Genomic DNA, 25,149 nt, shown 5'->3' on the forward strand with positions numbered 1-25,149 from the left:
TCACCTCCCCACCCCGACGGCAAACTGTGCCGCCATTCTTCGCAACCGCACGGCGATCGGCATGCCCATATGCCTGACCGCCGCCGGGTCGCTGAGCGCCGTCCGGATCGCCTTGAGCGGGGACCGCGCCTTGATGTGCTGAACCATCGACAGGAACGAGGAGGCCTTGCGCAGGCTGCGGCCGCGCCGGGCAAACGCGGCTTGCGCGGCCTCGTCCATCTGATGGGTTTGAGCGAACTCGGCATCCGCCTTGCTCATCGCTTCGACGTGGTGAAGCTCGAGCACGCGCGAAATGGAGCCGCTGCGGATATGATAGGCATAGCCGATATCAGGCTCGACCACGCATTTGCCGCCCTTGGCCAGGGCTTCGGCAAACAGGACGTAGTCTTCGCCGATCCTCAGCTTTTCGTCGTAGCGAAGCCGGTTTTCGTTCAGGAACTCGCGCTGGAAGATCGGCTTGAGATAGCCGAGGTTGAACTTGGATTCGAAGACGACGTTGCCGGCGATGTAGGTGGCCAGCGAAATCTCGCGCAAGCCTTCCAGATACTGCTGCGGAAACATCGCGTCCTCGATGACGCCATCTTCGCGAACGACCTGCAGATTATCGACGGCGATCTGGGCATCCGCGCTTTCGGCACGAGCGATCATGGCCGCGAGCCGGCCGGGAAAGACCGCGTCGTCGGAATCGAGAACCGCGATCCATCTGCCTCGGGCGGCGTCGAGGCCGGCATTCCTGGCGCCGCCGGGGCCGCGATTGCTGGCCAGGGCGACGACGCGGACGATATCCCCGGGATAGGCCCGCGCCACGTCGAGCGTCGCATCGCGCGACTTGTCGTCGACGACGATGATTTCGACGCTGACGCCCTTCTGGGCGATGGCGCTGGCGATCGCCCGATCAAGGGTCGCCTCGGCATTGTAGGCGGCAATAACGAAGGAAACATCGGGGACAGAGCTGACGTCAGGCTGCACGCTTGCCTCCCTCCTGTGGCGAAGGCTGGCCATAGAGGCGGATTTCGCGGATGCCGACGAGGCCGCTGACGACACCGACATGCATAATGCCGCGCAGCACACTGCGGTTCCTGCGTACCGGACTGACGACGACCGGAAGTGCCGAGGCGAAGCAATAGATGGCCTTTGCCGAGGCCAGGCCGACCTGCTTGACCAGGCCGATGCCGCTGGCGCTACTGCCCAGGAGATGGCCATGCGTCTGGCCGACGCGGAAGCGGCGGCGGCCGAGCCAGTCGAATACCGCCCTGGAGCGCGGCACCACCTCGTCGACCCACGCCTCTGGCGAGAAGACGATGCGGCCGCCGGCCTTGTGCATCTGGTCGAAGAATTCGGTGTCCTCGCCGCCGGTCTGGCCACGCGCCAGGCTGAAGCGGCGGCCGCGCAGGCTATCCGAGCCCATCCGCAGCAGAACGTTGCAGGTGTAGCCGGTGTGGATCTCGCCGCGCACCCAGACGGGCAAGGTCGAATGGAAATCGCCGCGCCGCATCCAGTCCGGCGCATCCGGGCGATAGCGCGCCCTGACCGGGCCGAGCACAGCGGCGGCACCGCTTTGCTGCGCCATCGCGACCAGTTCGGCGAGCCATGGAGCCGTGGCCGTCTCGTCGTCATCGATGAAGGCGACGAAATCCGCCGTGCTCGCATCGAGGCAGGCGTTGCGGGCGATCGAGATGTTGCGCGCCGGGGCATGCTGATAGTGGATCGGCACCGTCAATTCCCGCGACAGCGCCGCCACCAGGTCACGGGCCGTCGGGGTGTCGTCATTGTCGGCGACGACGATGCGGATATCGAATCCCGCCGGCATCTCCATGGCGTCGAGCGAGCGCAGCGTGTCGGCCAGTTCCGGCCGGCGGAACGTGCAGACGCCGATGTCGATGCTGCGGTTCTTTGCCGACACCGCCATCAAGCCACTCCTCGTCGCGAGCCGAGGCCGAGAAGCTGCAGCCAGAAGCCGACCGACCAGCCAAGATGCATGACCATGGCCGAGACGCCGGCCAGCGCCACGTCGGCCTTGCGCTGGCGGATAGCCGTCACCAGTCCGTAGCCCAGGCACACCGACGCCCACAGCAGCAGCGGCACCGCCGCCAGCCAGTGCACGAAGGAGAAGGCCGCCAGCAGCACCACCGGGAACACCAGCAGCGGCACCATCTGCCTCACCTTCGGGATGACGCGATGCTTCAGCACATTCTTGGCACGCCCGCGACCGTAGCCGAGATACTGGAAATAGAGGCCTGAGAGCGAGGCGCGCGGATAGTAGACCATCTGCGTCTTGCCGCTCATCCAGATCTTGTAGCCGGCCTTGCGCAGGCGATAATCGAGCTCGGCGTCCTCGTTGTGGCTGAACGTTTCGTCGTAGCCGCCGACGGCGCCGAACGCCGATATCCGCATCAGTGCATGATGGCCGTGATCGATCCACTGTCCCTGCGAAAGATGCCTGTGCTTCGAACCGCCGGTGCCGAGCTTGGAGTTCTGCGCCGCGGCGGCCGCCTTCTGCACGGCACCGCTGCCGCTGGTCAGCATCGAAACGACGACCGAATCCGCTGATGTAGCCAAAGCTTCCTCGACCAGCCGGTCGCAATAATCGTCGGGATAACCGCCATGCGCATCGATGCGGATGAGATAGTCGGCACCATCGCCGAAGGTACCGACGGCGAGATTGATCGCCGCGCTCTGGATGCGCCGCTTGTTGTGGAGCAGGATAACCCGCGGGTCCCGGGCAATGACGTCCTCTACGATGGAAAGCGTGCCATCGGTGCTGCCGCCGTCGGCGACGATGATCCGGGCGCCAAGCCGGGCGGCTGCGGGCCGCAATTGATCGAGCAGCGCACCGATATGGGCGGCTTCGTTCAGGCACGGGATAACGATCAGGCTGGATGAGGGTTTTTCCGTCGGCGTCATCAACCTCTGTCCATCTTGCCTCTGTCCATCCTTGGCCATCCTATGCCAATGCCTCGGCGGCAAAGGAGCCGGGCACGGCCGTCAGGCTGCGCAGCCGCTCGACAAGCGCCCGGCAATCGCTGCGATCGTAGCTCCAGGTCCTCGGATTGCGCGCCAGAACACGCCCTTTCAGCCTGGCGAAGCGATGCTCTTCCATCTTGCCGAGCACGGCTTCGAGCGCTTCGGGCGACGCCTGCGGCAACAGCACGCCGATATCCTGCTGTTTGAGGAACCGCCCGGTCTCGGTGTTGCCCATAGAGATCGGCACCGCGCCGAAACGGCAGCCTTCGTAGAGCCGGTTGGGCAGAAGCCATTCGGAGTTCTGCCCCGCTTCGAAGAAATCGATCGCCCAGGAAAAATGGACATCGTTGTAGATCGCCGCCATGTCTTCCGGATTGCGGTAGGGCCCGAGAAACGACAGCCACGGCTCGGCTTCGACAAAGCCGTGAAAGTCAGGGAATTCCGACAAAGCCGGACGTCCGCGCAGCACGATTTCAAAGCGGCCCTCCATGCGGCGGGAGAAATCGGCCAGCAGCTCGAGCGAGCGGCGGCAGCGCAGCGCACCGAACCAGCCGATCCGCCATGGCGGACCGGCCGGGCTCTCTTCAGCCTCCGGAGCGCCGGGCAAGATCGTCGCGGCCTCGAAATATTTGTTTTCGACCAGCTCGATGGGTGCCGCGACCTGGCCGAACGGCTTGAAATAATTGGCGATAAAGGCAGGAGAACTGGTCACCAGCAGCTTCACATCCCTGGCCAGAAAGCGTTCGGTGGCGCGCAGCGCCTTGCCCAGGACATCGTTGCGCAGCACAAGCCGATGAATGTCGAGGCACTCGTATACGATCGGGACCGATGCACCGAAGGCTGACCTGGCGCGGCGGGCAAGCGCCAGCATTTCCAGGTTGCGCGCGATGATGAGATCCGGTTTTGGCATGCCGCCAAGCTTCGAGCCTATCGAAACGGCTGCTTTGGCGACGGCCGCGAGGCGTTGGCCGAATCGCCCGTCACGCGTCGCGCCGAGGTCGATCGGCCGCAGTCCCTCGATATCCGCAATCGGATTCGCGGTGCGACGGAAGCCGGCCAAAGTGACCTGGGCCCCACCTGCCCTGAGCATCGTGATCCGCCGGCGCACCGCCGGGTCGGAAACGTCGTGCACAAGGTACAAGACATGCAGCATAAAAACTCGACCGCTGTTGGCCCACCCGAGGGAATGCTAGTACAGCTCTTGCTGCATCGCAACATTTTTGCTGCACGCATCGACGTTTTCTGTTGCACTGCAAAATTATTGCCGTAGTTTGTGGTCGGCGGCGGTCGTGGATTTCGGGCTCGGAAATCCACGTAAAAAATCAGGAATCCTGAATTTGGAAGCCAATGCATTCGATCCGCCAGAAGGCTCCTTGCGCAAATCGGTTGGGCGCGGCGCGGTTGTCACGGCCATGGCGCAATCGGTGCGGGTCGCGACACAGATCCTGTCCGTCATCGTGCTGTCGCGGTTATTGTCGCCACAGGATTTCGGTGTCGTGGCGATGTGCGCGCCGGTGCTTGCCTTTATCGCCCTGTTCCAGGATTTCGGCCTGACCCAGGCGACGATCCAGAAATCAGGCATCCGGCATGAGGAGGTGAACTACCTCTTCTGGATCAATGTCGCCGTCAGCGCTATCCTGGCTTGCGTGCTTGCGGGTGCGGCGCCGCTGGTTGCTGCCTTCTACGGCGAGCCGCGCGTGACGGGCCTGGTGGCTGCGTTCGGGCTGCAGATCATGGCCTATGGGCTGGGCGCCCAGCATCTGGCGCTCTTGACACGCCGCATGCAGTTCGGCCGGCTGGCCGTCATCGACGTCGCCAGCGCCATTGCCGGGCTTGCGGTGTCGATCGCCTGGACCTTTATCGATCGCTCCTATTGGGCCCTGTTTGCCGGTACGCTGACCGGTGCCGTGTTGCCGACGCTCTGCTATTGGGCGAGCTCGCGCTGGCGTCCGGGCCTGCCGCGCAAGGTCGCCGGCATCGGCGAGCTGATCAATTTCGGCGCCGGCATCACCGGCTTCAACTTCGCCAATTTCTTTGCCCGCAACCTCGACAATGTGCTGATCGGCAAATATTGGGGCGAGGCGCAACTCGGCCTCTATGACCGCGCCTACAAGCTGCTTCTGTTTCCGTTGAGCCAGATCACCAACCCGCTGTCGAAGGTGATGGTTCCGGCGCTTTCCAGGCTTAAGGACGAGCCGGATCGCTACCGCAGCGCCTATCTGCGCGTCATGCCGCTGATCCTTCTGGTGGCGCTTCCCGGCGTCGCCTTCGCCACCGCGATGTCGGATGTGCTGATCCCCTTCGTGCTCGGCGAGCAATGGCGCGCAAGCGGCTCGATTTTCCTGGCGCTCGGCTTTGCCGGGCTGCTGCAGCCGCTCAACAATCCGGCCGGGTGGCTTTTCGTCAGCCAGGGCCGCTCCGGCGATTTCATGCGCTGGGGCATCATAACGGCCGTGACGTCGGTGCTGGCTTTCATGCTCGGCCTGCCCTATGGCGCGCTGGGCGTGGCGATCGCCTATGCGATCAGCGAATATCTGCGGACGCCGTTCCTGTGGCTTTATGTCGGCAGGAGCGGGCCGCTGCAGGCGCACCATGTGCTTCGCGCGGCAACGCCGTTCGTGCTTGGCGCCCATCTGGCGCTGGCCGTGATCTGGTTCATCAAGCCCCTGCTGCCCCAGCAGCATGTCGTCGCCCTGGCCAGCGGCGCCGTGCTCTCCTACCTCATCACCATCGTCATCGCACTGGCATTCGCCTCCGGCCGCGAAGCCTTGCGCGAGGCCCTCAAGATGCTGCCGGCAAGGCTGCCTGCGGCGGCGGCGCGCGAAGCGCAATAATTTGGGCGTCTTCGACTGCTACGGACATCTCCTCCAGGACCAGGTCTGAACCATGCACTACCGATCGATCTCCGATATGAACGACGCCATCGTCAGGGGCCTGCACCGGCTGCCGCGCGATATCGACCTCGTGGTCGGTGTGCCGAGAAGCGGCGTTTTGGCAGCGACGCTGGTCAGCCTTGCCGCGAACATCCCGATGACCGATCTCGACAGCTTCCTGGCAGGTCGGATCTATACGTCTGGCGTCACCAAGCGCCGTGCCGCTCTCGACCGCAAGGTTTCCGAGATGCGCAAGGTGCTGGTGATCGACGACAGCGTCGCCGGCGGCAACGCCATGCGCGACGCACGCGCCCGCATCCAGGCTTCGGGCATCGAGGCGGAGTTCACCTTTGCCGCCGTGTTCGGCCTTGAGCCCCAGCACCAGGAAACCGACCTCGTCTTCGAAGTCGTGCCGCATCCGCGCATGTTCCAGTGGAACTTCATGCATCATAAATTCCTGGCGCAATGCTGCGTCGATATTGACGGCGTGCTGTGCCTCGATCCGACAGAGGCGGAAAACGACGACGGCCCGGCCTATGAGAAATTCCTCAGCGAAGCGCGGCCGCTCCATGTCGCGACCCACAGGATCGGCTGGCTGGTCACCAGCCGGCTGGAGAAATACCGCGCGCTCACCGAGGCATGGCTCGCCAAGCATGAGATCAAATACGACCAGTTGATCATGCTCGATCTGCCGAGCAAGGCGGAACGGCAACGGCTCGGCGCGCATGGCAGTTTCAAGGCCGACTTCTACCGCAAGTCCGATGCCATCCTGTTCATCGAGAGCGAGCACGAACAGGCGCTGAGGATCACCGAACTGTCAGGCAAGCCGGTGCTGTGCGTGGAAACGCATATGGTCAGCTTTCCCAACACGCTGTCGCTGCCGGCACTTGGTCAGGCGGCCAGGAACCTGCCGGCAAGGCTGCGGCAGATCAAGTCGCAAGAGGGCCGCAAGAGCGCTGCCAAGACCATTGCCCGCGCCCTGCTTGGCGCCCGCGGCTACGAGACGCTGAAAAGCCGGGTCAAACGCCCGGCCTGACCTGCTCAGGCGGCGCCGTTAGGGCAATTCCAGGAAAAGTGTGAACGGTTTTCCCGGGAAAAGCGCATAGCGCTTTCCCTTGGGAATTGATCAAAACAAAGAGTTAGAGGAGTTCGCCGTTTCCGTGACACGGCGAACTCCTCTAGGCCGCCTGTCGCGCGCGTTGCTGCATCGCCCTGTCCAGTATCGAGAAGAAGGTGATGAACTGGCGATCGGGATCGAGTTCCGGGCGCCCGGCGAAGCTGCGGGCGAGGCTTGAAAGCCGGTCATATTCCTGGTTGTCGTTCCACAGCCGCCTGACGGCCGCGACCCAATCGGCCAGCGGAGCATCGTAATCCAGCACCACGCCACCGGAGCCGACAGCCTCGGGCAGACCGCCGCGCCGCGAGCCGACAACCGGGATTCCGCTGCAATGGGCCTCCGAAGCGACGCGGCCCCACGCCTCTTCCCACTTGCTGGGAGCAAGCAGGATCTTCGTGCGGCCATAGACCGTCTTCATGTCGCTGGTGCGGCTCTCCAGGACGACATTGCCCAAGGGAGCGATCGTCTGTTCGATCCGCGCCCGGTGATCGTCGTCGAGCTTCCAGCTTTCGACGAACAGGAATGGGATTTCGCGGCAGGCGCCGGCGATCCGCACCGCGAGTTCAAACCCCTTTTCCTCATAAGGGTTGATCAGCGTGACGAACTGGCCCGTCGTTGGCGTCGAGTAGTGCGCCGGGTTGATGGTGGGCGGGATTACCACCGCCTCGATGCCGAACTCCTGTCTGTAGGTACGTGCGGTGAAGTCCGAATTGGCGATGTAAAGCGCTGAATGCAATTCGCGCAGATCGCCGCCCAATTCATGGAACTCGACATTGCGGAGATAAACGACCAGAGGCACGCCCTCCGCCTGCAGCGCCTTGCCGATCGGAACCGATTTGTGACACTGGACCACGGCGACATCGGGTTTCAGCCTGTCGACGGCATAGCCCGCCGCTTCCCAGGGAAACCAGGCCCGCACCACCGGATAGCCGGGATAGCTGTCGACAACCGCCGGCTGCCGCAACAGCTTCATCTTGGCGCGCGCCTTGAAGCCGAAGACACCATCACCGAACAGGGCGGCGAGCACAGCGGCTTCATGACCGTGCTCGATCAGCTGTTCGGCCAGATGATGCGTGCTCGACTGAACGCCGCCGCTGAACTCAGGCGGGTAGCCGTTGCCGCCTGCAAAGAGAACTTTCATGATCGGGCTCCTTGTCGCATCTCGTATTCCTTGCTCGGAGACAACAGCAAAGTCCGCCGCCTCTCTTTTCGACGTCAGGCAAGTTTCGGCGGCTCCAGATTGGCGAAGGGATTGGTACAGGATTGCCAGCCGGTAAATCGGATCGGGTCGTTGGGCGAACTGCGCCAGGCGTAGTCCGTCAGCATATGGAATTCGGCGACGACCCAGCGGTCGAAATGCAGCAGATCTTCCCGCTTCCGCTGGGGCAGCAAGCGGCGCGCGGCCCCCAGTTTGAGCTCCTCCACCAAGGTGACGGCGTCACTCAGTTTTTCGCTCGGAAAGTTCCATGGATTCCTGTCGCGGAACGCCAGCACGAACTGCTGCAGATGCTCGATGCGGATGTTCAACTTGCCAAGGTATTTTTCCAGCGTGACGCGCACCAGATCCTCGTCCGAGAACGAGGAAACGGCGGCGTAGGCGACCCCTGTCGAAACCACTCCGCCAGCCATGACGGCCAGGGCCGAGCGTCGGGAAATCTCGATCATGCGATACCTCCTTTCACGCGATCCGGCTCGCCGCCCGCAAGGACAGCGCTGCCGCGGTCAGGCTCGGGTTGGCGCAGGAGCAGCTCGGATAGGTGCTGGTGCCGACGACGACCAGATTTCTGAGCTGGTGGTGGATCATGCCGCTGTCGATGACCGAATCGGCTGCGCCCGTACCCATCCTCAGCGTGCCCTGGACGTGCGATTCGGTCGGCCGGATGCCGCGATCGAAGAGCTTTTCGACCGGCAGCGGCGCCAGAAGGCCAGGCAATTTCTCCAGAGCGCGCGCCATGCCCTTCACCGCATAGTCCGATGGCGCCTTGAAGCTGACGAAGGCATTCTCATCCTCGTCAAGCGTGACGAAGTTCTCGGGATCGAGCAAGTCCTCGGTGACCACGACAAGCGGCAGCGCCTGGCGTAGCCGCCCTTTTTCGGCACGCAGTCCGTGCTGCCAGCGGTTCTCGAAATAGACCAGTGCCGCCGCATGCTCCGATCGGTGAGGACCATCATAGAGGCCGAAATTCAGGCCGGTGGTGATGGTGCTGCCGTCGAAATTGTCGACGCCGTCTAGATAGACCTCGAAATTCCAGCCGTAGGATTCATGCAGGCCGCTGCCGACGAATTCGCCGCCCAGGCCGGATCGCAGCATGATCGCCGCGCTCTGGATGGCATTGGCGCCGAGAATGAAGAGATCGCCGCTGACCTGGTATTCCTTGCCGTCATGGCTGAACGTGACCGAACGGACAGCGCCGCCGACGTGATCGAGCCGGCGCACTTCCGCACCGAGGCAGACCGAAACGTCGGGATGCTCGAAGACGTGCATCAAGCCGTTGTTGACGGTGAATTTGGCGTCGACCGGACACAGCCAGCAACGCAGATTGGCACAGCACGAGGTGCGTTGCGATGTCGGCAGCCGCGCCCGCGCGGTTGGCATGACGAAGTGCTGGCCGGGCTGCGCCGCCTTCATCATCCTGTCCGGTGTCGACATGCGATGCGGCGGTTGCGGAAACGGCTTCGAGCGGGGCAGCATCGCCGCCATGTCGGGATCGCCGGAGATCGACATGATGTCTTCCGCGTCGCAATAGAACGGCTCGACGTCGTCATAGCTGATCGGCCAGTCATTGCCGATGCCGTAGGTGCTTTTCAGCCGGAAATCATTGGGATGAAATCTTGGCGTCTGCGCGAACCAGCAGTTCGTCCCGCCACCCAGTCCGATCGTGTAGTTCCACGGCTTGTTGGAATTGGTCTTGTAGGTCGTCTCGTCTTCGATGTCGGTGTTGACGTTCTGCTCGAGCTGCCATTCATGGGTGTTGTGGCGTCCCCACTCCAGCACCAGAATGCGCGCCTTTCGGCGCTTGGCGAACTCATGCAGGAAGAAGGCCGAACCGAAGCCGGAGCCGATCGCAACGAGATCGAAATGGTCCTTGGTGATTTGCCCCGGCTTTACGTCCAGCACCATCGGCTACAACTCCACACAGAAATACCCGCTCAGTCCCAGCGCCCGCAGGCCATGTGCGGACCGGTCTTGCATCCGTCTGCCAGGACCTGGTCTCATGCCGCCATTCTGCCGATCGAGTGATATTCGATGCCGTGGCGGGCGATGACCTTGGGGTCATAGAGGTTGCGGCCGTCGAAAATGACCGGCGTGGTCAGCGCATCCTTCACCGCGTCGAAGGACGGCGCACGGAAGCTCTTCCATTCTGTGGCGATCAGCAGCGCATCGGCGCCGCGCAGCGCCGCCTCCTTGGTGCCGCACAGAAGCAGGTCGTCGCGCAGCCCGTAGATGGACTGGCATTCCTGCATCGCCTCGGGATCATAGGCCTGCACATTGGCGCCGGCCTTCCAGAGCGCTTCCATCAGGACGCGCGCCGGCGCCTCACGCATGTCGTCGGTGTTGGGCTTGAAGGCCAGGCCCCAGAGCGCAAAGGTCTTGCCTTTGAGGTTGCCCTTGAAATAGCGGTCCACCTTGTCGAAGAGAACCGATTTCTGTGCGTTGTTGCGCTCCTCGACGGCGCGCAGCAGCTTGGCATCGAACTTGACGCCTTCGGCGGTCTTGATCAGCGCCCGCACATCCTTGGGGAAGCACGAGCCGCCATAACCGAGGCCCGGATAGATGAAATGGTAGCCGATGCGCGGATCGCTGCCGATGCCCTTGCGGACCTCCTCGATGTCGGCGCCGAGCTGTTCGGCCAAATTGGCCATCTCGTTCATGAAGCTGATCTTGGTCGCCAGCATGCAGTTGGCGGCATATTTGGTGAATTCGGCGCTGCGCACGTCCATCACGATCATCTTCTCGTGGTTGCGGTTGAACGGCGCGTAGAGTTCGCGCATCACAGCCTCGGTGTCCTCGCTGTCGGTGCCGACGATGATGCGGTCCGGCTTCATGCAGTCGGCGACCGCGGACCCCTCCTTGAGGAACTCGGGATTCGAAGCGACATCGAAAGCCAGGTCCTCGCGGCCTCTTTTCTTCAACGTGTCGGCGATCCTAGCTTTCACCTTTTCGCAGGTGCCGACCGGCACCGTAGACTTGCCGACGACGATCTTGGGTTTGTCCATTTCGCGGCCGATGGTCTCGGCGACGGCCAGCACATATTTGAGGTCGGCCGAGCCGTCCTCGCCCGGCGGCGTGCCGACCGCGATCATCTGGATCTCGCCATGCCTGACCGCGGCGGCGGCATCGGTGGTGAACTTGATGCGGCCGGCAGCATGGTTTTCCTTAACGAGGTTTTCCAAACCGGGTTCGAAAATGGGAACCAGGCCCTGGTTGAGCCGCTCGACCTTGGCGGCGTCGATGTCGACGCACATGACCTGGTGCCCGACTTCGGCAAGGACCGCAGCCTGCACGAGGCCGACATAGCCAATTCCAAACACCGTCAAATTCATTCGGTTTCATTCCCATGCAAGGCAGCGGACCGTTTTCGGTCCCGCCGGTTCAAATCGACTTTCCCAACTACTTTACACTGCATGCCAGCGATTCCGGAAATTGACAGGGTTCGCCGAGCGCCGTGAAGGCAACCCGCTCGATCTGCAGGGAAAGCTTGCGGCCCGGATCCGCGAACGCTCCCATCCAACCCTTCATCGTATCGCTGCCCCAAAAACTGAAGAATATCTTCTGTGCATGGCTGGGCAGCTTCGCCGGGTCGGTAATCGTGTTCACCAGCTGGCCGTTGACGTACCATCGCAAGCTGTCCTTCTGCCAGACGAAGGCGTAGTCGTTGAAGGCGTTCTCCGTGCCGCCCGGCACGTCGACGAGCTTCTCGTTCTTGCCCTTGCCCGCGATATAGGCATTGACCTGCACCTTGGAGGTGTCCTTGGTCAGGACCTCGAAGTCGATCTCGTCCCAGGGCTGCTTGTCGCTGGGACCGATATAGGTGAAGAACGCCGCGTTGAGGCCGGAGCCGGTATCGGTCTTCAGCCGTGCCTCATAGGTGCCGTAGCCGAAGCGCTGCTTGGTCTGGATCTCGCCGCAGACGTAGTCGCGATCCTTCAACGTCTGCTTTTCGAAGCCGAGCGACAGCACATTATTCGACAGTCCGACCATGCCTTTCGACCAGGTGCAATTCTGATGGCTGCCGTTGTTCCAGCCGTCGGAAACATACCAGCGCGCACGATCGAAGCTTTTGAAATCATCGACGAAGGACGGCGATGTCGGAATGTCCTGGGCGTAGGAAGGGGTTGCCACGAAAGCGCCAAGAGCAGCCAGCAGCAACGCACCGAGCGACCCCAGCCGCCGCCGGGCGGCTTGCCCGGCCCGATATGAGAGAGACGGTGCGTCAATTGCTGTCGTAGGTTTCGGATTCGAATTCATACCAAACTCACCTTTGCGCTGTGTGTCCCCAACCCAAAGTCGACGTTCGAACCGCTCCTGAACGGGCCAACCTTGACCTCCCTTGTGACCCTCTCGATTGCTTCCCGCCCTGCATCAAATCTGTTGCAACAGTTCCGAGCCTTCACGTTCAACCTCTGCCTGCGCCTGCCGGCCAGGCGAATTCCGCCGAGGTGGCCGAATCGGCATTCTCGTCGAAGACCATATCCAGCGAATGACGGAGCTCTTTCATCATGCCGTCCTGGCGCGACAGCGCCGCGATGCGGCGTTCGCAATTCAGGATCGACTGTGTCAGTGCGCTGACTTCCGAAGACCGCTTGTCGGAAGCTGAGCCGTTTTCCATGGCTTCGACCAGGAAGGCGGCGTTGGTCGACGTTGTCCGGTAGCGATTCTCAAGCCCGGTTCTCTCGGCCTCGATCTCGGCCGCAATCTGCTCGAACAGCTTTGCCAGACGATCAAGACGTGAAACATCGGCCTGCCGGTCGCGGGCCGGATCCCTTGATCTGAAACCGAATATCGAGGCCATGGACTCAGGTTCCTGTCATCGCCGGCTTGTGGGCCGGGCTTCTGGCCGATCCCCGCAGCCGGGGCTCAAAAACTCGTGTTGCGTTGTCCTGCTCCGGAGAGACATCAGACCAATCCGATCGGGGGCCAGTTCGGCTGGTTGTCCACTATGCTGCACCGCAACATAGACTGCCATCGTCGGAGCCGCGAGGCAACCACCCAATTCGTAAACTCTTAAATCCGGCCGAAATGGTTTCCGTGATGACGTGCCGCGAGGACAAATTGCAAGCACCGGGGTCCGCTCTCAGCGTTCCTTGCCCATGCTGGTTCCGGCCATCAGAAAACGCCGCGGCGGGACATGTTTTTGGCTGGACATAAGGCCGACGCGACGAAACAGCGCCTCGAGCTTGTCGGAAGCCACGCCCTGGACGATGGGGACGAGGTTGGACAGGCTGGCGAAAGCGTAAGCCGCAGCCGATGCCAGCCCCCGCTCAGCCTTGACGTCAAGGAAATTGCGCAGCCGATATTTGTCGCGCACGTGCCGTTCATGCCGCCTTAGCACCGCCTTCGAGCCTTCTGGCAGACTGTCTATCGCCAGCAGCGCCAGATCCGCATCGGCCAAACGCTTCAGGTCCTGGGTCTTGTGGCGGCCGCTCAGAGAATCGGCGCGGACGACGGCGCCGTAGCCGCAGGAGCGAATGACCTTGAACCGTGCCCCGCATGCGACCGCGCGGGCGTAGAGTTCATAGTCCTCGCCCAGCCGCAGGCTCTCGTCGTAGCTCAACCCGTGGCGGTCGAGGAAGGCACGGCTGATCACCGGCTTCAAAAAGCCCAGTTCGCCCCTCTGCACGCGGCGCCTGGAGATGTTGCCTTCGACGAAGCGCTCGAAATCGAGGAATTCCGGATCGGCGGCAAATTGCGGCGCGACGATTTTCGTCGCGTCGCCCGTCGCATCATCCCTGATCAGCATGATGTTGTCGGCTGCGAAATCCCAATCGGCGCCGGCAAACAGGTTGCGAAACCGGCCTTCGAGGAAGAAATCGTCGGCATCAAGAATGCTGATGAACGGCGATTTCGAGCCGGCGATGGCTGCGTTGCGGGCAAAGGAGGGGCCGCGATTGACATCGAGGCGCATCACGGAGAGCCGCCCGCTGCCATCATCGGCGGATCGTGCGACATCGGCGGTGTGGTCGGTGGAGGCATCATCGACAACGACGACCTCCGCCACTTCCGGTTCGCGCAACGCGGATGCGATGGCGACGGCGATTGTCGCTGCGGCGTTTTTTGCCGCGATGATCACGCAGACCTCGGATTTCGTCATCGACATGGATTTGCCTCTCGTACAGGTAATATCGATTTGCCCTCGCCCCGTACTCCTTCGATGCCCTACAGAATTGCCATCAGCACCCGATTTGCCTTCATTCAGCGACTCCCCGGCCGCTCGAAGATACGGCGGCTGATATCGGCGGACGCCGCCCAGCCGGCTTCGGCCAGATAGCGGACCGGCGCGCGGCCGCACAGTTCCCACAGCACCGTTCGCCGCTGTGGCCACCGGAGCGACGGCAGCCACGGCGCGATGACCATGCTGAGCAGATCCTCATTGCCGATGCGCGACAGGATCCTGGTCGCGCGCTGCGACAGCAGCGTGCCAGCACCGCCGAGTAGCACATCGGCGGCGCGCAGGCCAAGCAGCAGCGTGTCGTCCAAACCTTGCACGGTTGCGGCATCGAGCAAACGCTGCTGATCCGCCTCGTCGAGCCGGCCGGCGCTGGCGCCGATATCACAGACGTAGCCCGCGCAGGGTTCCCGGTTGAAAAGTGCCTTGGCAACGCTGATGCAGGACAAAAGCAAAGTATCGGCAACCGAGGTGAACGGCACCGTCGCGCCGGCGATTTCGACCTGTCGTTTGCGCCGCAGGAACCCGTCCGCGTCGCGCGGGCTTGGCGAGCCGGGCTGCTGGAGGCGGTAGTGGAGATCTACCGTGGACGACCTCGGCCCGTCGTCCCGGGTCATGTGCTGTTCGCCGAGGAAGCGGACCCACCAGACGGAGTTCGACTTGCCTGATACCTCATAACCGATCTTGCGAAGGGCATCACGCGCCCTGACAAATCCGAGCGGCGAAACCAGAATGTCGACATCGCCGGACGGCTTCATGAAATGGTCGTCGTAGAGAAGCTGCTGCTGGAACGGACCCTTCAGAAAAACAAAATCGATCTCGTTGGCGCGCAGCACATCATGGACCGCCATGGAATCCATGATGCAGGACGCGTTCATCGAAACCGTTCTCCTGCGGTAGGTGTCGAGCCATCGGAAAAGCTCAGGCGGCCTCTCAAGCGCGGGTGCGCGCGAAAGGGCCTTGAGGACAAAGGTGGCGACCTTGTTCAGCCTGGCGATGTCGGCAATTTTGGCACCGTCCAGATCACGCATCGAAATGTCGCCCGCGCCGGCGTGCGGCCCGGCAAAATACAATCGCAGGCAGGCCTGCACGTAGGCCACCTCGTCGGCACAGCCGGCAGCGCGCAATCGTTCGTATGAGCCGTCAGGCAAGGCCATTTAGCGCACAATCTCCAAAGAAAGCGGTTTGCGCGAACACTTATGCTGCATGTGCGAAGCAAACATCACCAAAAACCTCGGTGCCGTAAAGCCTTTCCTTTTGCAGTGCGAATTTTTGCAACCGAGCGCCTATCGAGATCGCGTCGGAAAGAAGTGAGAACCGCGGCTGAAATATGCTTGTCAGGTCTTTTGCCGATCCCCGGCCGAATTTTCCAAACAGAAAATTCTTTCCATTAGCGAGGCCTAAAAATAGGCACAAAGCAAACGACTTATGCAAGCAAAATCACATGCTTAAAGAATCAGCGCGGGCGCTGCCATCGTGCCCAAGGAATCGGCTAAAAAGTGACAAGTTTTAGGCATGGCCGCTCATGTCCTGACGCCAGCAACGTAATTGATTAACGGAAGGTAAAACAGTCTTGACTCATAAATGCTGCCGTGCAGCTATTGCATTGCAGCATAAAAGTGCTGACGGCACTCGACAGGCCGTTTCCAGTCCTAAATCGGAGAGTAAAATGGAACAGAATGTTGAAAAGCATGAATACGAGACACCAAGCCTGACGGTTCATGGTTCGATTGAGACCATCACCCAGGGTGGCGGCGGCAACACGGCGATCGACGCATCGTTCCCCGCGCACACGCCGATCGGCGACCTGACGTTCTCCTGAGACTTATAGCCGTTTCCAGAGTGACATTTTGGGACTCTGGATTCAAAAGCAGACGTAAGAGGGGTCGGGGGGCCAGCCTCCCGACTTCTCCTGCGCCAACCGGAGATGTCGAAGCGTTTTGTCAGTGAGGTGCGGGGATGAACTGGAAGCAATCCGACCATGATCTGGCCGACCACGATAGCGTGAGTGCGACCAAGGATGCCGTGGCTTGCGAGTTCGGCGATGGCTTGGCGCTGCTCAATCTCAAATCCAATGTCTACTACAGCCTGAATGGCGTCGGCGCCTTCATCTGGGATTTGATCCAGGAGCCCCGGTCGATCGGCGACATCCGCAGCGCCGTGCTTGCGCGCTATAATGTCGACCCGGTGCGCTGCCAGGCCGATGTCTACGCATTGCTGAAGGGCCTGGCCGAAAATGGGCTTGCGAGACGGCATCATGAGGCACTTGTCTAAGCCGACGCAGCACAAGGCGCTGGTTTCGCAGGCCATAGTTTCGCGGACCCTGGTTTCGCGGGCCACGGCTTTACGGCAGAAACCCGCGAGGGAAACAGGCCTCAAGCAGTCGAAGCGCGGCGGAAGCCGGCACGGGCTGGTCAGGATTTTCTCCCTGAGCGGCTCGGAAATGATCTTCCTTGGCCATTGCCTGCTGGTGGTGGCGACAGTTCGGCTGGGGCTGACCCTGCTGTCCTACAATCGTGTACGCAGCCTGGTGACGCGGCTCGACGCGCGGCAGTGCGCCTCGATGGGCGAACTGCGGCGTGTCGCCTGGGGTGTTGCCGCCGCGGCCCGTTCCGTCCCTTACGCTACGTGCCTGACCCAGGCGCTCTCCGGCCAGTATATTCTCGCCCGCCAAGGCAATGAATCGACGATACGCATCGGCATCGAACGTGGTACGGGCGAGCAGTTGAAAGCACATGCCTGGCTGGTCAGCGACAACCATATCGTGCTTGGCGGATCGATCGACGGCTTCGCCCATCTCGTCGACCACGGCAGCCGATGAGCGGCGTCGCCGGAATCCTGCTGCGCGGAGCACACGCACCAGCGGTCGCGGCGGCAGACATTCAGCAAATGCTGGCGCGCATGCGCCATCGCGGTCCCGACGGCGGTTCATGGTGGCTGGACACCAGCATCGCCCTTGGCCACGCCTGGCTCAACACATCGGATGAGGTCGGTCCAGGCCCTTTGACGATGGCTGGCGGCCGGCTCGCCATCACCGCCGATTGCCGGCTGGACAACCGTGACGAGTTGCTGGCCAGGCTCGGTATCCGCAACCAGTCGGTGGCCGACGCGATCGTGCTGATGCGGGCCTATCTGCGTTGGGGCGAAGCCTGTCCGGAGCATCTGCAAGGCGATTTCGCGTTCGCCATCTGGGATGACGAGCGGCAATCGCTGTTTTGCGCGCGAGATCATTTTGGCGTCAAGCCGTTCTACTACCACGCGGCGGACCGGCGTTTTGCCTTTGCGTCCGAGATCGGGCCGATCCTGGGCGTCGAAGGTATCCGCGCGCGTGTCAGCGAGCGCCAGATCTCCGGTTTCCTGGCCGGGCTTCCCGACGACCCGCAGTCGACCCCCTACAGCGATATATTCAGCCTGCCGGCCCGCCACAGCCTGACCGTTACCGCGCAACAGGTGATGTTGCGTCGATACTGGCAGATCGAGCCGTCGGCGCGGCCCTTGCGGTCGGATGCATCGGAGGAATTCGCCCATCTGTTCTCGCAATCGGTGCGCAGCCGCATGCGAGGGACCTCGGCAGTCGGCGCAATGCTGAGCGGCGGCCTCGATTCCTCATCTATCGCCTGTGTCGCCGGCCTGCAGAATGCCGCTGCGCGCAGGCCGAAGCTGCCGACCTTCTCGCTGATTTTCGAGAGGGGCTCGCCGATGGACGAGCGGCCCTTCATCGATGCCGTTCTCGACCAGCAGAAGGTCGACGCGACGCTGATCCCGGTCGGCAACTATGCCCCATTCGCCGAATTCGAACGCGTGCTGGAAGAACAGGAAGGAACGTTCCTGGCGCCGGGCCTGACGCTCACCCGCGGTATCTACCGGACTGCCGGCGCCAAGGGCATCAAGGTGCTGCTGGACGGCCATGGCGGCGACGAGGTCGTTTCCCAAGGCCATGGTCACCTGCACGAGCTTGCGAATGGCGGCCGATGGATGGATCTGTGGCGCGAGGTCCGCAGCGCCTCCAATACCTATGGCGACAGCACGCTTGGCCTTTATCTCCAGTTCCTGACCCTCTACGGGCCGGCCTGGCGCATCGCCAAGCTGAGGCATCTGGCCAACCGTGCCCTTAACAGGATCCGCAAGCCCGCGCACGTGCAGCGCGCACGAAGCTGGCGCGACCTGATCAATCCGGACCTTGCCAAGCGCACCGAGCTTGTCGACCGGTTTCACCGGGCCGGCTATATGCCGCCCGGCGTTCAGGCCAGCGACGCCTTGAGCCATCGCTGGATCCTGTCGAACGGCTATGTCCCGCATGCTTTCGAGGTTCTCGACAAGGCCGCCGCCAATTTCGGCGTCGAGCCGCGATACCCATTCTGGGATAAGCCGCTGGTCGAGTTCTGCCTGGCATTGCCGGGCGAGGAGAAGCTGAGCCACGGCTTTGGTCGCTATGTGCTGCGTCGCGCCATGCAAGGCGTATTGCCGGAGGCGGTGCAGTGGCGGCGCGACAAGATCGACTTCACCGCCAATCTCGTCAACGGCATGCTGCGCAACCATCGCGACCTCCTGGAACAGCTGCTGGTCTCGGATGCGAACCGCATCGCGCCTTATGTCAATCTGCCGCAAGTGAGTGCTGCCTATGCGCGACTGCTGCGCCAGCCCGATCAGGCAGCCCCCCTGGATGTCCAGTATGTCTGGCGCTCGGCCTCGCTGTCGCTCTGGCTGCGGCAACTCCAGCACGGCGGGAGCCCCACGTGATGCCGCGCAACGAGCAGCTCGCTCTATACAATGATGATGCCTTTTCACATGGCCGGGCCATGCGAGAACGCCGCTTCTACCGCGCCTATGGTCTGATCATCGCGTCGGAGGTGATGTTGCCCGAACTGCAGCCGGCGCCGCCGGGGGCGGCGGATCTCGTGATCGCTGTCGGCGCGATCGACCTGCCAAAGCCGGCGCCCGAAGCAGCGACCGATTTTCGTTTCGAGCCGGACCGGCAATATCTGGCTTGGCATGCCGTGGGCGCGTTCCTGATCACCGATTTCAGCCGTATCGACATCGAACCGGCGCCCGGCGTCGACGATGCGCTGCTCGCGTTTCCGCTGCTCGGTCCGGTCATGGCGCTGCTCTTGCACCGGCGCGGCCTGCTTGTCCTGCATGCCAGTGCCATCGCCGCCGCCGGCACCAGCGCCATCTTCATGGGTGACAAGGGAGCCGGCAAGTCGACGACGGCAAGCGCGATGATCCGGGCCGGGCATCGACTGCTTACCGATGACGTGGTGGCGCTGGACCTTGCCAATCCGAGTGAGCCAATGACCGTTCCGGGCTTTCCGCAGATCAAGCTGGCGGCCGACGCCGCTGCGGCGATCTCGCTCGGGGGAGCGGAAGTGCGGCCGCAAGTGCATCCGGCGATCGACAAAATGCAGCATCGCCTGAACGGTGACTTTTCGGGCGACAAGGTGCCGGCGACCAGGATCTATATCCTCGAGCGCGGCGAAAGGGCTGACATCACGCCCTTGCCCGCCATTGCCGCCCTGCCGGCCATCATCAAATTCTCCTATGTGACGCGCTTTGGCCGTGCGGCGCTGCCCGACGACTTCGCGGCGGCGCATCTTCAGCAATGTTCATGGATTGCTAACCATATCGGCGTGTACCGGCTGGAAATCCCGACGGGCCTGGACAGGATCGGCGAAGCCGTGGATCTGATCGAAAAGGATCTGTCGGCTGGCAGTCGGCGGCCGTGAGCGCAACCATGTCGAAGCCAATCCTTCGCCTGTCGCTGTTTCGAGAAATTGCCGCATTCGGCGCCGCCATTGCCCGGATCGGCGGCCGGCGAACATGGACGGCGCTGTTCTTCCTCATCCTCGGCAGCCTGACCGAGGGCATCTCCATCCTGCTGCTCATCCCGCTGCTGCATCTGGTCGGACGCGCCGACCAGGATTTCGCTGTTCGGCTGCCCAACAATGATTTCGTGCGCTGGCTGGTGCCTGACGGCACGCTGCAGCTGACGACCGTGCTTTGCGCGCTGGTCGGGCTTGTTGCAGCGCAGGCGGCGTTCAATCGCTTCAAGTCGGTCTACATGGCCAAATTGCTGTTCGATTTCGTCAACCGCGTTCGCATGAACCTGTTCGAAAGCATCGGCAAGGCGCGCTGGGGCGTTTTTACCCGCATGCGCAGTTCCGATCTCGATCATGCCCTGACCGGCGACATCGACCGCGTCCAGGGCGCGGCTTTCGCACTGCTGATGCTGGTGCAGATCGCCGTTCTTCTGGCCGGCTATCTCCTGGTTTCCGTGTTCATCTCACCGGTCATGACGCTGTTTGCCGTCGTCATCGGCATCCTGATGTTCGTGGCGCTGCGGCCCTTCCGGGCACGGGCCACTGCCTTCGGCCGTGTGCTGACTGCCAATCGCCAGGATCAGTACCGGACGGTTTCGGAATTTCTCGGCGGCATCAAGGTGGCCAAGAGCCTGAATGTCGAGGACAGCTATTTCGCGCAACTGCGGTCGACGCTTGAGAGGATGAAAGCCGACAACATCGACTATGTGCGCAACAGCACCATCGGCACCGCGGTATTCCAGGTGGCGAGCGTGGTGGGCCTGAGCCTGTTCATCTATGTGGCTTTGGTCCGCTTCAACCTGTCGCTGGCCGAGATCGTCGTCCTGCTCCTGGTCTTCATGCGCATCGCGCCGCGCTTCATGGACATGCAGACGCAAGCCCAGCAAGTGCTGATCAACCTGCCCGCCTTTACGGCAATGCGCAGCCTGCAGGCACGTTTCGACGCCGAACGCGAACCAGGCCATACCGAGTTCGCCGACGCCGGGACACTCTCCCTCAATACGGGATTGAATATTCGCGGTGTCTCCTTCGCCTACGGAGATGCTGGCGCCAAGATGGTGGTGAGCGGCATCACCTTCGGCCTGCCGGCCGGCAAGGTCACCGCCCTGATCGGCCCGTCCGGATCGGGCAAGAGCACGATCGCCGATATGCTGCTTGGCCTGCTGGAGCCTACCACCGGCATGATGCTTGTCGACGGCGTCGAGATCGATGCCAGCAATCGCCGTCGCTGGCGCGACCAGGTGGCCTATGTGCCGCAGGACGTGTTCCTCCTGCACGACACGATCGCGGCGAACCTGCGCCTCGCCGCGCCACGGGCCAGCGATGGCGACCTGTGGGCCGCGCTGCGTCAGGCACACGCCGGCGAGTTTGTCGAACGGCTCGACCTCAGGCTCGAGACGGTGGTCGGCGATCGCGGCGTGCGGCTCTCGGGCGGCGAACGCCAGCGCATCGCGCTCGCACGCGCGCTGCTGCGCAAGCCGTCGCTGCTCATCCTGGACGAGGCGACCAGCGCGCTCGACTGGCAGAACCAGTCGCTGATCGCCAGGTCGATCGACGGATTGCGCGGCACGATGACGATCCTGACCATCGCGCACCGGCCTTCGATGATCGCCTTCGCCGACTGGGTGGTGGCGATGGAAAACGGCCGTATCGTCGAGGTCGGCCAATATCGGCGGTTGAAGGAAAAAACCGGCAGCCGGTTGTCGAGGATGCTGTCGGGGGAACAGTCAGAGAGCGAACCCGCCGATGTCGCGTGAGCCGGCGACCAAGACGCGCCGAAACGGATTCACGCGGCGCCTGGTCTCTTGTTTCGAAGCATGCCTCCAAACCGGGGGCAGGTTTGAGCAATCTGCATCAATGCAGGCCGCGCCTGGCACCGCCCAGCTTCTCGCTTTCGGCGACCTCTGGTGCGTTCAGTTTGCGCTCGGCGTCACGGGCTATGTCGGCAGGCGTCGGAGCGCTCCTGGCGATCATGGTGTAGATGAGCACGAAATAGCCGGCCTGAATGATCACGGCGCAGATGATGACGCGCACCAATATCGTGCCTATCGACGCACCGCCCAGCCAGGACCAGCCGACGACGATCGCCAGAGCGAAAATCATCCCGAGGATGAATTTTGGAAGTGCCATGCCCAACAGCCCATAAACCGGCTCGGGTATTTATCACGATTGCCCCACCCGAGCGCCGTCCCTTGTCATGTGGGCTTGTTAAGGTCGCCCACTCTCGACCGGTTGCTTCCGGCCTTTTCCACCTGTCGTCACCGTGACAGGTATAATTTGCAATTCTATTAAGGCGAGCAATAGGCGGCAAGGGCAACTTCGGATATTTTTGATCGAGCTTTTGCGATCGACTCTGCCATGCTGCAATGCACGCGACGGGAGCTAAGCCGATCTGCTCTCCTCGGCATTTTCAGTAAGATAGACAATATTAAGTAGTATTTTATACGGTTTTCACCATGCATTAGGGCAGGATAAAGCACTAGTTTGCAGCTTGCCTTGACAGATAGGTAGGTCTGCCTAAAAACGGCCCCACAAAGGCCCCTATTTTTTCGGCCGTGCCCATTTATTGTCACAAATGTGCTAAATACGCCGAAATTTGTGCATGACAAGCTTATTATTTAGTCAATTCATGACGTGACTATTTCAATGGGGTGGTAAATTGTGTGTTGCGCTGCAACATTTTTTTGGTATCGTGCGCTGAACCATTCGTTCAACGCATGGAGTTTACGGCATGAGGGACGTTGCCAAGTCGGCCACGGCGAGCTTTTCGCAGGCTGACATCGATTTTCCGCCACCGATCGGCGGCTTGCTCAAACGCAGCTTCGATATCGCCGGTTCACTGATTGGATTGATCGCACTCAGCCCGCTGTTTGTCATGATAGCGCTGCTGGTCAAGTTTTCCGACGGCGGCTCGATTTTCTACGGTCACAGGCGAATTGGACGCGGCGGGCGGATTTTTCCTTGCCTGAAGTTCCGCACCATGGTTCCGGACGGCGACAGGGTATTGGCAACCTATCTCGCCACCAACCCGGACGCCAACGCGGAATGGATCGCCACCCGCAAGCTGAAGAACGATCCGCGCGTTACCCGTGTCGGAGCAGTGCTGAGGAAACTCAGCCTCGACGAGCTGCCGCAGATCATCAACATCCTGCAGGGCGACATGAGCCTTGTCGGCCCTCGTCCGGTCGTGCGCGACGAGCTGGAGATCTATGGCACGTCCGCCGTCTATTACCTGAAATCCCGCCCGGGCCTGACTGGCCTGTGGCAAGTCAGCGGCCGCAACGATGTGTCCTATGACAGCCGCGTCGCCTTCGATCGCCACTATGTCGAGAACTGGTCGCTGTTCGAGGACGTTCGCATCATCATCAAGACCGTCCCGGCCGTCTGGATGTCGCGCGGTTCTTACTGACCGGCCGGTGGCCAATGCCAGACATTGGCATCGGCCATTCGACGCAAGCTCATCGGGCGATGGGGCTATAGCGGATCGGAACGTTGAGTTGAAAACAGATTTGTTCGAAGCCTTTCGCAGCGGCCCGGATTCCGGCCGGCTGCGGCGGGCGCGTTTGCTGGCCACATGCCTTGCCATGGCGCTCGTCGTCCCGCATATCGCCGCCGCCGGCGACTATCGCCTCGGCTCGCAAGACAAGCTCACCATCCGCGTCGCCGAATGGCAGACCGTCGAAGGCACATTTCGTGACTGGTCGGCGGTGAATGGCGAGTACACGGTCGGTCCATCCGGTACGCTGTCGGTGCCGTTCGCCGGCGAGTTGCCGGCATCCGGCAAGACCACGTCCGAAATCGCGGCGGCGATCGGCGAGGCTTTGCAGAAAAAGCTCGCTTTGTCAGACCGACCGGAAGCCTCGGTCGAGATGGCGCAGTTCAGGCCATTCTACATTTCGGGCGAAGTCCAGAACCCAGGTCAATTTCCTTATGTCCCAGACCTGACGGTGTTGAAGGCGATCAGCGTCGCGGGCGGCATCAGGCGCAACGCCGATTACGGCCCCCAGCTCGGCAAGGACCTTGTCACCGCCAAGGGCATGTTCGACATCTCCGACGACCAGCGCATTCGACTGATCGTCAGGCGCGCCCGCATCGATGCGGACATGGCCGGCAAGGCGAGTTTCGACGTGCCGAAGGAAGTCGAGGGCGATCCAAGGCTGCCAGCCATCGTCGCGGACGAGATGACGATCCTGACGGCCGACCAAAAGGCGTTGAAGCTGAAACTCGAGGCGCTCGACGATCTGAAAGGTGTCTTAGAGTCCGAGATCGAATCGCTGCAGAAGAAGATCGTCAATCAGCAGCAGCAGGTCGACCTGGCGCAGCAGCAACTCGCCAGTATCGGTCCGCTGGCGCAAAAGGGCCTGATCGCCAATGCCCGTCTGCTGGATTCGCGCCAGTCCGTGGCCGACCTGCAGGGCAAGATCCTGGACTACGAAACCGCCATCCTCACCGCCAAGCAGGCGATCAGCAAGGCGAAGCAGGATGCTATCGATGCCCAGAACACCTTGAGTTCAAGTCTCGCCACTGACCGGCAGCAGACCGAAGCCGACCTGAACGAGGCCGCGTTGAAGGTGAACATGCAGAAAGGCCTGATAGCCCAGGCCAGCGATCCCGCGATGGCGGCCGCTATAACAAACGATCAGCAACCTACCCTGCTCTATTCACTGGTGCGCAATCTCGATGGCAAGACCACCGAGATAGCCGCCAAGGAAGAAACCCCGGTGCTGCCTGGCGATGTGATCAAGGTCAAGCTGGCGCCGCTGGCCAGCCAGTAGACTTGCTAAGCGCTGAGCGGTTCATCATTTTACAGAAATGCAGAACCGCTTCATACGCTCGTCGCCTTCTGTGAGCGGATGGTCCGCGGATATTCCCATTTGCACGTTCTGAGATTGGTTTTCGCGGCGCCGTAACTGGAAGTGCCGGCCGGACGCGCTGGCGCTTCTGGAGCACGGCTTTTGGACAGTAACAGCTGCGCGCCGGACGTCCTGGTC

General features: G+C 62.0%; 23 protein-coding genes. 10 read left to right on the top strand and 13 right to left on the bottom strand.

The genetic code is table 11. The features are described from left to right. The 4 genes from NKK51_RS03145 to NKK51_RS03160 are packed head-to-tail and all read right to left on the bottom strand — an operon-like array spanning window position 1 to window position 4,117. The gene (locus NKK51_RS03145; RefSeq protein ID WP_352551135.1) at window positions 1-969 is read right to left on the bottom strand and encodes a glycosyltransferase family 2 protein; all 969 of its coding nucleotides are present in this window, start codon (window positions 967-969) and stop codon (window positions 1-3) included. Next, entirely contained in the window at window positions 959-1,909 is a 951-nt protein-coding gene (locus NKK51_RS03150; RefSeq protein ID WP_352551137.1) for a glycosyltransferase family 2 protein, read from the bottom strand. The genes NKK51_RS03145 and NKK51_RS03150 overlap by 11 nt, the downstream gene beginning before the upstream one ends. Next, window positions 1,909-2,904, bottom strand: a complete 996-nt coding sequence (locus NKK51_RS03155) for a glycosyltransferase family 2 protein (protein WP_352551139.1) — start codon at window positions 2,902-2,904, stop codon at window positions 1,909-1,911. Before NKK51_RS03155 ends, NKK51_RS03150 begins: the two co-directional genes overlap by 1 nt. A 40-nt stretch (window positions 2,905-2,944) precedes the next feature. Continuing rightward, complete coding sequence (locus NKK51_RS03160) at window positions 2,945-4,117, bottom strand: glycosyltransferase (protein ID WP_352551141.1); 1,173 nt, start codon at window positions 4,115-4,117, stop codon at window positions 2,945-2,947. 184 nt (window positions 4,118-4,301) lie between these two features. Between NKK51_RS03160 and NKK51_RS03165 the strand changes: the two genes are divergently transcribed. Together NKK51_RS03165 and NKK51_RS03170 are read left to right on the top strand one after the other, a co-directional pair. Continuing rightward, window positions 4,302-5,798, top strand: coding sequence for a lipopolysaccharide biosynthesis protein (locus NKK51_RS03165; RefSeq protein WP_352551143.1), 1,497 nt, complete (start codon window positions 4,302-4,304; stop codon window positions 5,796-5,798). Window positions 5,799-5,850: 52 nt separating this feature from the next. Beyond that, window positions 5,851-6,873, top strand: a complete 1,023-nt coding sequence (locus NKK51_RS03170; protein ID WP_023811596.1) for a phosphoribosyltransferase family protein — start codon at window positions 5,851-5,853, stop codon at window positions 6,871-6,873. Window positions 6,874-7,015: 142 nt separating this feature from the next. On the opposite strand, the gene NKK51_RS03175 is transcribed toward NKK51_RS03170, so the two are convergent. The 8 genes from NKK51_RS03175 to NKK51_RS03210 all read right to left on the bottom strand — a co-directional run bounded on the left by NKK51_RS03175 (window position 7,016) and on the right by NKK51_RS03210 (window position 15,499). Continuing rightward, window positions 7,016-8,095: a glycosyltransferase gene (locus tag NKK51_RS03175; RefSeq protein ID WP_023811595.1), complete on the bottom strand. Its 1,080-nt coding sequence runs from the start codon at window positions 8,093-8,095 to the stop codon at window positions 7,016-7,018. Window positions 8,096-8,169: 74 nt separating this feature from the next. Beyond that, window positions 8,170-8,619, bottom strand: coding sequence for a hypothetical protein (locus NKK51_RS03180; RefSeq protein WP_023811594.1), 450 nt, complete (start codon window positions 8,617-8,619; stop codon window positions 8,170-8,172). Between the two features lie 13 nt (window positions 8,620-8,632). After that, a complete protein-coding gene (locus NKK51_RS03185; RefSeq protein ID WP_023811593.1) occupies window positions 8,633-10,075 on the bottom strand; it encodes a GMC oxidoreductase in 1,443 nt (480 codons plus the stop codon). Between the two features lie 92 nt (window positions 10,076-10,167). Then, a complete protein-coding gene (locus NKK51_RS03190; protein ID WP_352551145.1) occupies window positions 10,168-11,499 on the bottom strand; it encodes a UDP-glucose dehydrogenase family protein in 1,332 nt (443 codons plus the stop codon). Window positions 11,500-11,566: 67 nt separating this feature from the next. Continuing rightward, window positions 11,567-12,424 carry an endo-1,3-1,4-beta-glycanase ExoK gene (exoK, locus tag NKK51_RS03195; protein ID WP_127289886.1) on the bottom strand — a complete coding sequence of 286 codons (858 nt, stop codon included), beginning with the start codon at window positions 12,422-12,424 and terminating at the stop codon, window positions 11,567-11,569. Between the two features lie 148 nt (window positions 12,425-12,572). Then, window positions 12,573-12,968 (bottom strand): single stranded DNA-binding domain-containing protein, encoded by a 396-nt coding sequence (locus tag NKK51_RS03200; RefSeq protein WP_023811590.1) that lies wholly within the window; start codon window positions 12,966-12,968, stop codon window positions 12,573-12,575. 282 nt (window positions 12,969-13,250) lie between these two features. Further along, window positions 13,251-14,273: a glycosyltransferase family 2 protein gene (locus NKK51_RS03205; protein ID WP_023811589.1), complete on the bottom strand. Its 1,023-nt coding sequence runs from the start codon at window positions 14,271-14,273 to the stop codon at window positions 13,251-13,253. 95 nt (window positions 14,274-14,368) lie between these two features. After that, window positions 14,369-15,499 carry a nucleotidyltransferase family protein gene (locus NKK51_RS03210; protein WP_352551147.1) on the bottom strand — a complete coding sequence of 377 codons (1,131 nt, stop codon included), beginning with the start codon at window positions 15,497-15,499 and terminating at the stop codon, window positions 14,369-14,371. Between the two features lie 512 nt (window positions 15,500-16,011). On the opposite strand from NKK51_RS03210, the gene NKK51_RS03215 reads away from it, so the two are divergent. The 6 genes from NKK51_RS03215 (at window position 16,012) to NKK51_RS03240 (ending at window position 21,915) form a co-directional block, all read left to right on the top strand. Then, window positions 16,012-16,164 carry a lasso peptide gene (locus NKK51_RS03215; RefSeq protein ID WP_013891488.1) on the top strand — a complete coding sequence of 51 codons (153 nt, stop codon included), beginning with the start codon at window positions 16,012-16,014 and terminating at the stop codon, window positions 16,162-16,164. A 137-nt stretch (window positions 16,165-16,301) separates the two neighbouring features. Continuing rightward, window positions 16,302-16,616 carry a PqqD family protein gene (locus tag NKK51_RS03220; protein ID WP_352551149.1) on the top strand — a complete coding sequence of 105 codons (315 nt, stop codon included), beginning with the start codon at window positions 16,302-16,304 and terminating at the stop codon, window positions 16,614-16,616. Beyond that, entirely contained in the window at window positions 16,600-17,163 is a 564-nt protein-coding gene (locus NKK51_RS03225) for a lasso peptide biosynthesis B2 protein (protein WP_352551150.1), read from the top strand. The genes NKK51_RS03220 and NKK51_RS03225 overlap by 17 nt, the downstream gene beginning before the upstream one ends. Beyond that, window positions 17,160-19,082: a lasso peptide isopeptide bond-forming cyclase gene (locus NKK51_RS03230; protein WP_352551152.1), complete on the top strand. Its 1,923-nt coding sequence runs from the start codon at window positions 17,160-17,162 to the stop codon at window positions 19,080-19,082. The genes NKK51_RS03225 and NKK51_RS03230 overlap by 4 nt, the downstream gene beginning before the upstream one ends. Continuing rightward, on the top strand, window positions 19,079-20,065 hold the full coding sequence (locus NKK51_RS03235) for a phosphoenolpyruvate carboxykinase (ATP) (RefSeq protein WP_352551154.1): 987 nt from the start codon (window positions 19,079-19,081) through the stop codon (window positions 20,063-20,065). The genes NKK51_RS03230 and NKK51_RS03235 overlap by 4 nt, the downstream gene beginning before the upstream one ends. Window positions 20,066-20,073: 8 nt before the next feature. Beyond that, complete coding sequence (locus tag NKK51_RS03240) at window positions 20,074-21,915, top strand: ABC transporter ATP-binding protein (protein ID WP_352551156.1); 1,842 nt, start codon at window positions 20,074-20,076, stop codon at window positions 21,913-21,915. A gap of 97 nt (window positions 21,916-22,012) precedes the next feature. Here NKK51_RS03240 and NKK51_RS03245 read toward each other — a convergent pair whose 3' ends face one another. Further along, entirely contained in the window at window positions 22,013-22,288 is a 276-nt protein-coding gene (locus NKK51_RS03245) for an exopolysaccharide production repressor protein (protein WP_023811582.1), read from the bottom strand. Window positions 22,289-22,889: 601 nt separating this feature from the next. Here NKK51_RS03245 and NKK51_RS03250 point away from each other — a divergent pair. Both NKK51_RS03250 and NKK51_RS03255 read left to right on the top strand, forming a co-directional pair. Further along, complete coding sequence (locus NKK51_RS03250; protein WP_023811581.1) at window positions 22,890-23,567, top strand: sugar transferase; 678 nt, start codon at window positions 22,890-22,892, stop codon at window positions 23,565-23,567. Window positions 23,568-23,667: 100 nt separating this feature from the next. Beyond that, entirely contained in the window at window positions 23,668-24,933 is a 1,266-nt protein-coding gene (locus NKK51_RS03255; RefSeq protein WP_164892842.1) for a polysaccharide biosynthesis/export family protein, read from the top strand. Window positions 24,934-25,149 lie beyond the last annotated feature (216 nt).

It is taken from the genome of Mesorhizobium sp. M0011, from assembly GCF_040324155.1.
Classification (GTDB): Bacteria; Pseudomonadota; Alphaproteobacteria; order Rhizobiales; family Rhizobiaceae; genus Mesorhizobium.

Bases quoted from the DNA above. Each gene is read 5' to 3' on its own strand.
- NKK51_RS03150 (WP_352551137.1), bottom strand. From the start codon at position 1,909: ATGGCGGTGTCGGCAAAGAACCGCAGCATCGACATCGGCGTCTGCACG.
- NKK51_RS03155 (WP_352551139.1), bottom strand. From the start codon at position 2,904: ATGACGCCGACGGAAAAACCCTCATCCAGCCTGATCGTTATCCCGTGC.
- NKK51_RS03160 (WP_352551141.1), bottom strand. From the start codon at position 4,117: ATGCTGCATGTCTTGTACCTTGTGCACGACGTTTCCGACCCGGCGGTG.
- NKK51_RS03170 (WP_023811596.1), top strand. From the start codon at position 5,851: ATGCACTACCGATCGATCTCCGATATGAACGACGCCATCGTCAGGGGC.
- NKK51_RS03175 (WP_023811595.1), bottom strand. From the start codon at position 8,095: ATGAAAGTTCTCTTTGCAGGCGGCAACGGCTACCCGCCTGAGTTCAGC.
- NKK51_RS03180 (WP_023811594.1), bottom strand. From the start codon at position 8,619: ATGATCGAGATTTCCCGACGCTCGGCCCTGGCCGTCATGGCTGGCGGA.
- NKK51_RS03185 (WP_023811593.1), bottom strand. From the start codon at position 10,075: ATGGTGCTGGACGTAAAGCCGGGGCAAATCACCAAGGACCATTTCGAT.
- NKK51_RS03190 (WP_352551145.1), bottom strand. From the start codon at position 11,499: ATGAATTTGACGGTGTTTGGAATTGGCTATGTCGGCCTCGTGCAGGCT.
- exoK (WP_127289886.1), bottom strand. From the start codon at position 12,424: ATGAATTCGAATCCGAAACCTACGACAGCAATTGACGCACCGTCTCTC.
- NKK51_RS03200 (WP_023811590.1), bottom strand. From the start codon at position 12,968: ATGGCCTCGATATTCGGTTTCAGATCAAGGGATCCGGCCCGCGACCGG.
- NKK51_RS03205 (WP_023811589.1), bottom strand. From the start codon at position 14,273: ATGTCGATGACGAAATCCGAGGTCTGCGTGATCATCGCGGCAAAAAAC.
- NKK51_RS03210 (WP_352551147.1), bottom strand. From the start codon at position 15,499: ATGGCCTTGCCTGACGGCTCATACGAACGATTGCGCGCTGCCGGCTGT.
- NKK51_RS03215 (WP_013891488.1), top strand. From the start codon at position 16,012: ATGGAACAGAATGTTGAAAAGCATGAATACGAGACACCAAGCCTGACG.
- NKK51_RS03220 (WP_352551149.1), top strand. From the start codon at position 16,302: ATGAACTGGAAGCAATCCGACCATGATCTGGCCGACCACGATAGCGTG.
- NKK51_RS03225 (WP_352551150.1), top strand. From the start codon at position 16,600: ATGAGGCACTTGTCTAAGCCGACGCAGCACAAGGCGCTGGTTTCGCAG.
- NKK51_RS03230 (WP_352551152.1), top strand. From the start codon at position 17,160: ATGAGCGGCGTCGCCGGAATCCTGCTGCGCGGAGCACACGCACCAGCG.
- NKK51_RS03240 (WP_352551156.1), top strand. From the start codon at position 20,074: ATGTCGAAGCCAATCCTTCGCCTGTCGCTGTTTCGAGAAATTGCCGCA.
- NKK51_RS03245 (WP_023811582.1), bottom strand. From the start codon at position 22,288: ATGGCACTTCCAAAATTCATCCTCGGGATGATTTTCGCTCTGGCGATC.
- NKK51_RS03250 (WP_023811581.1), top strand. From the start codon at position 22,890: ATGAGGGACGTTGCCAAGTCGGCCACGGCGAGCTTTTCGCAGGCTGAC.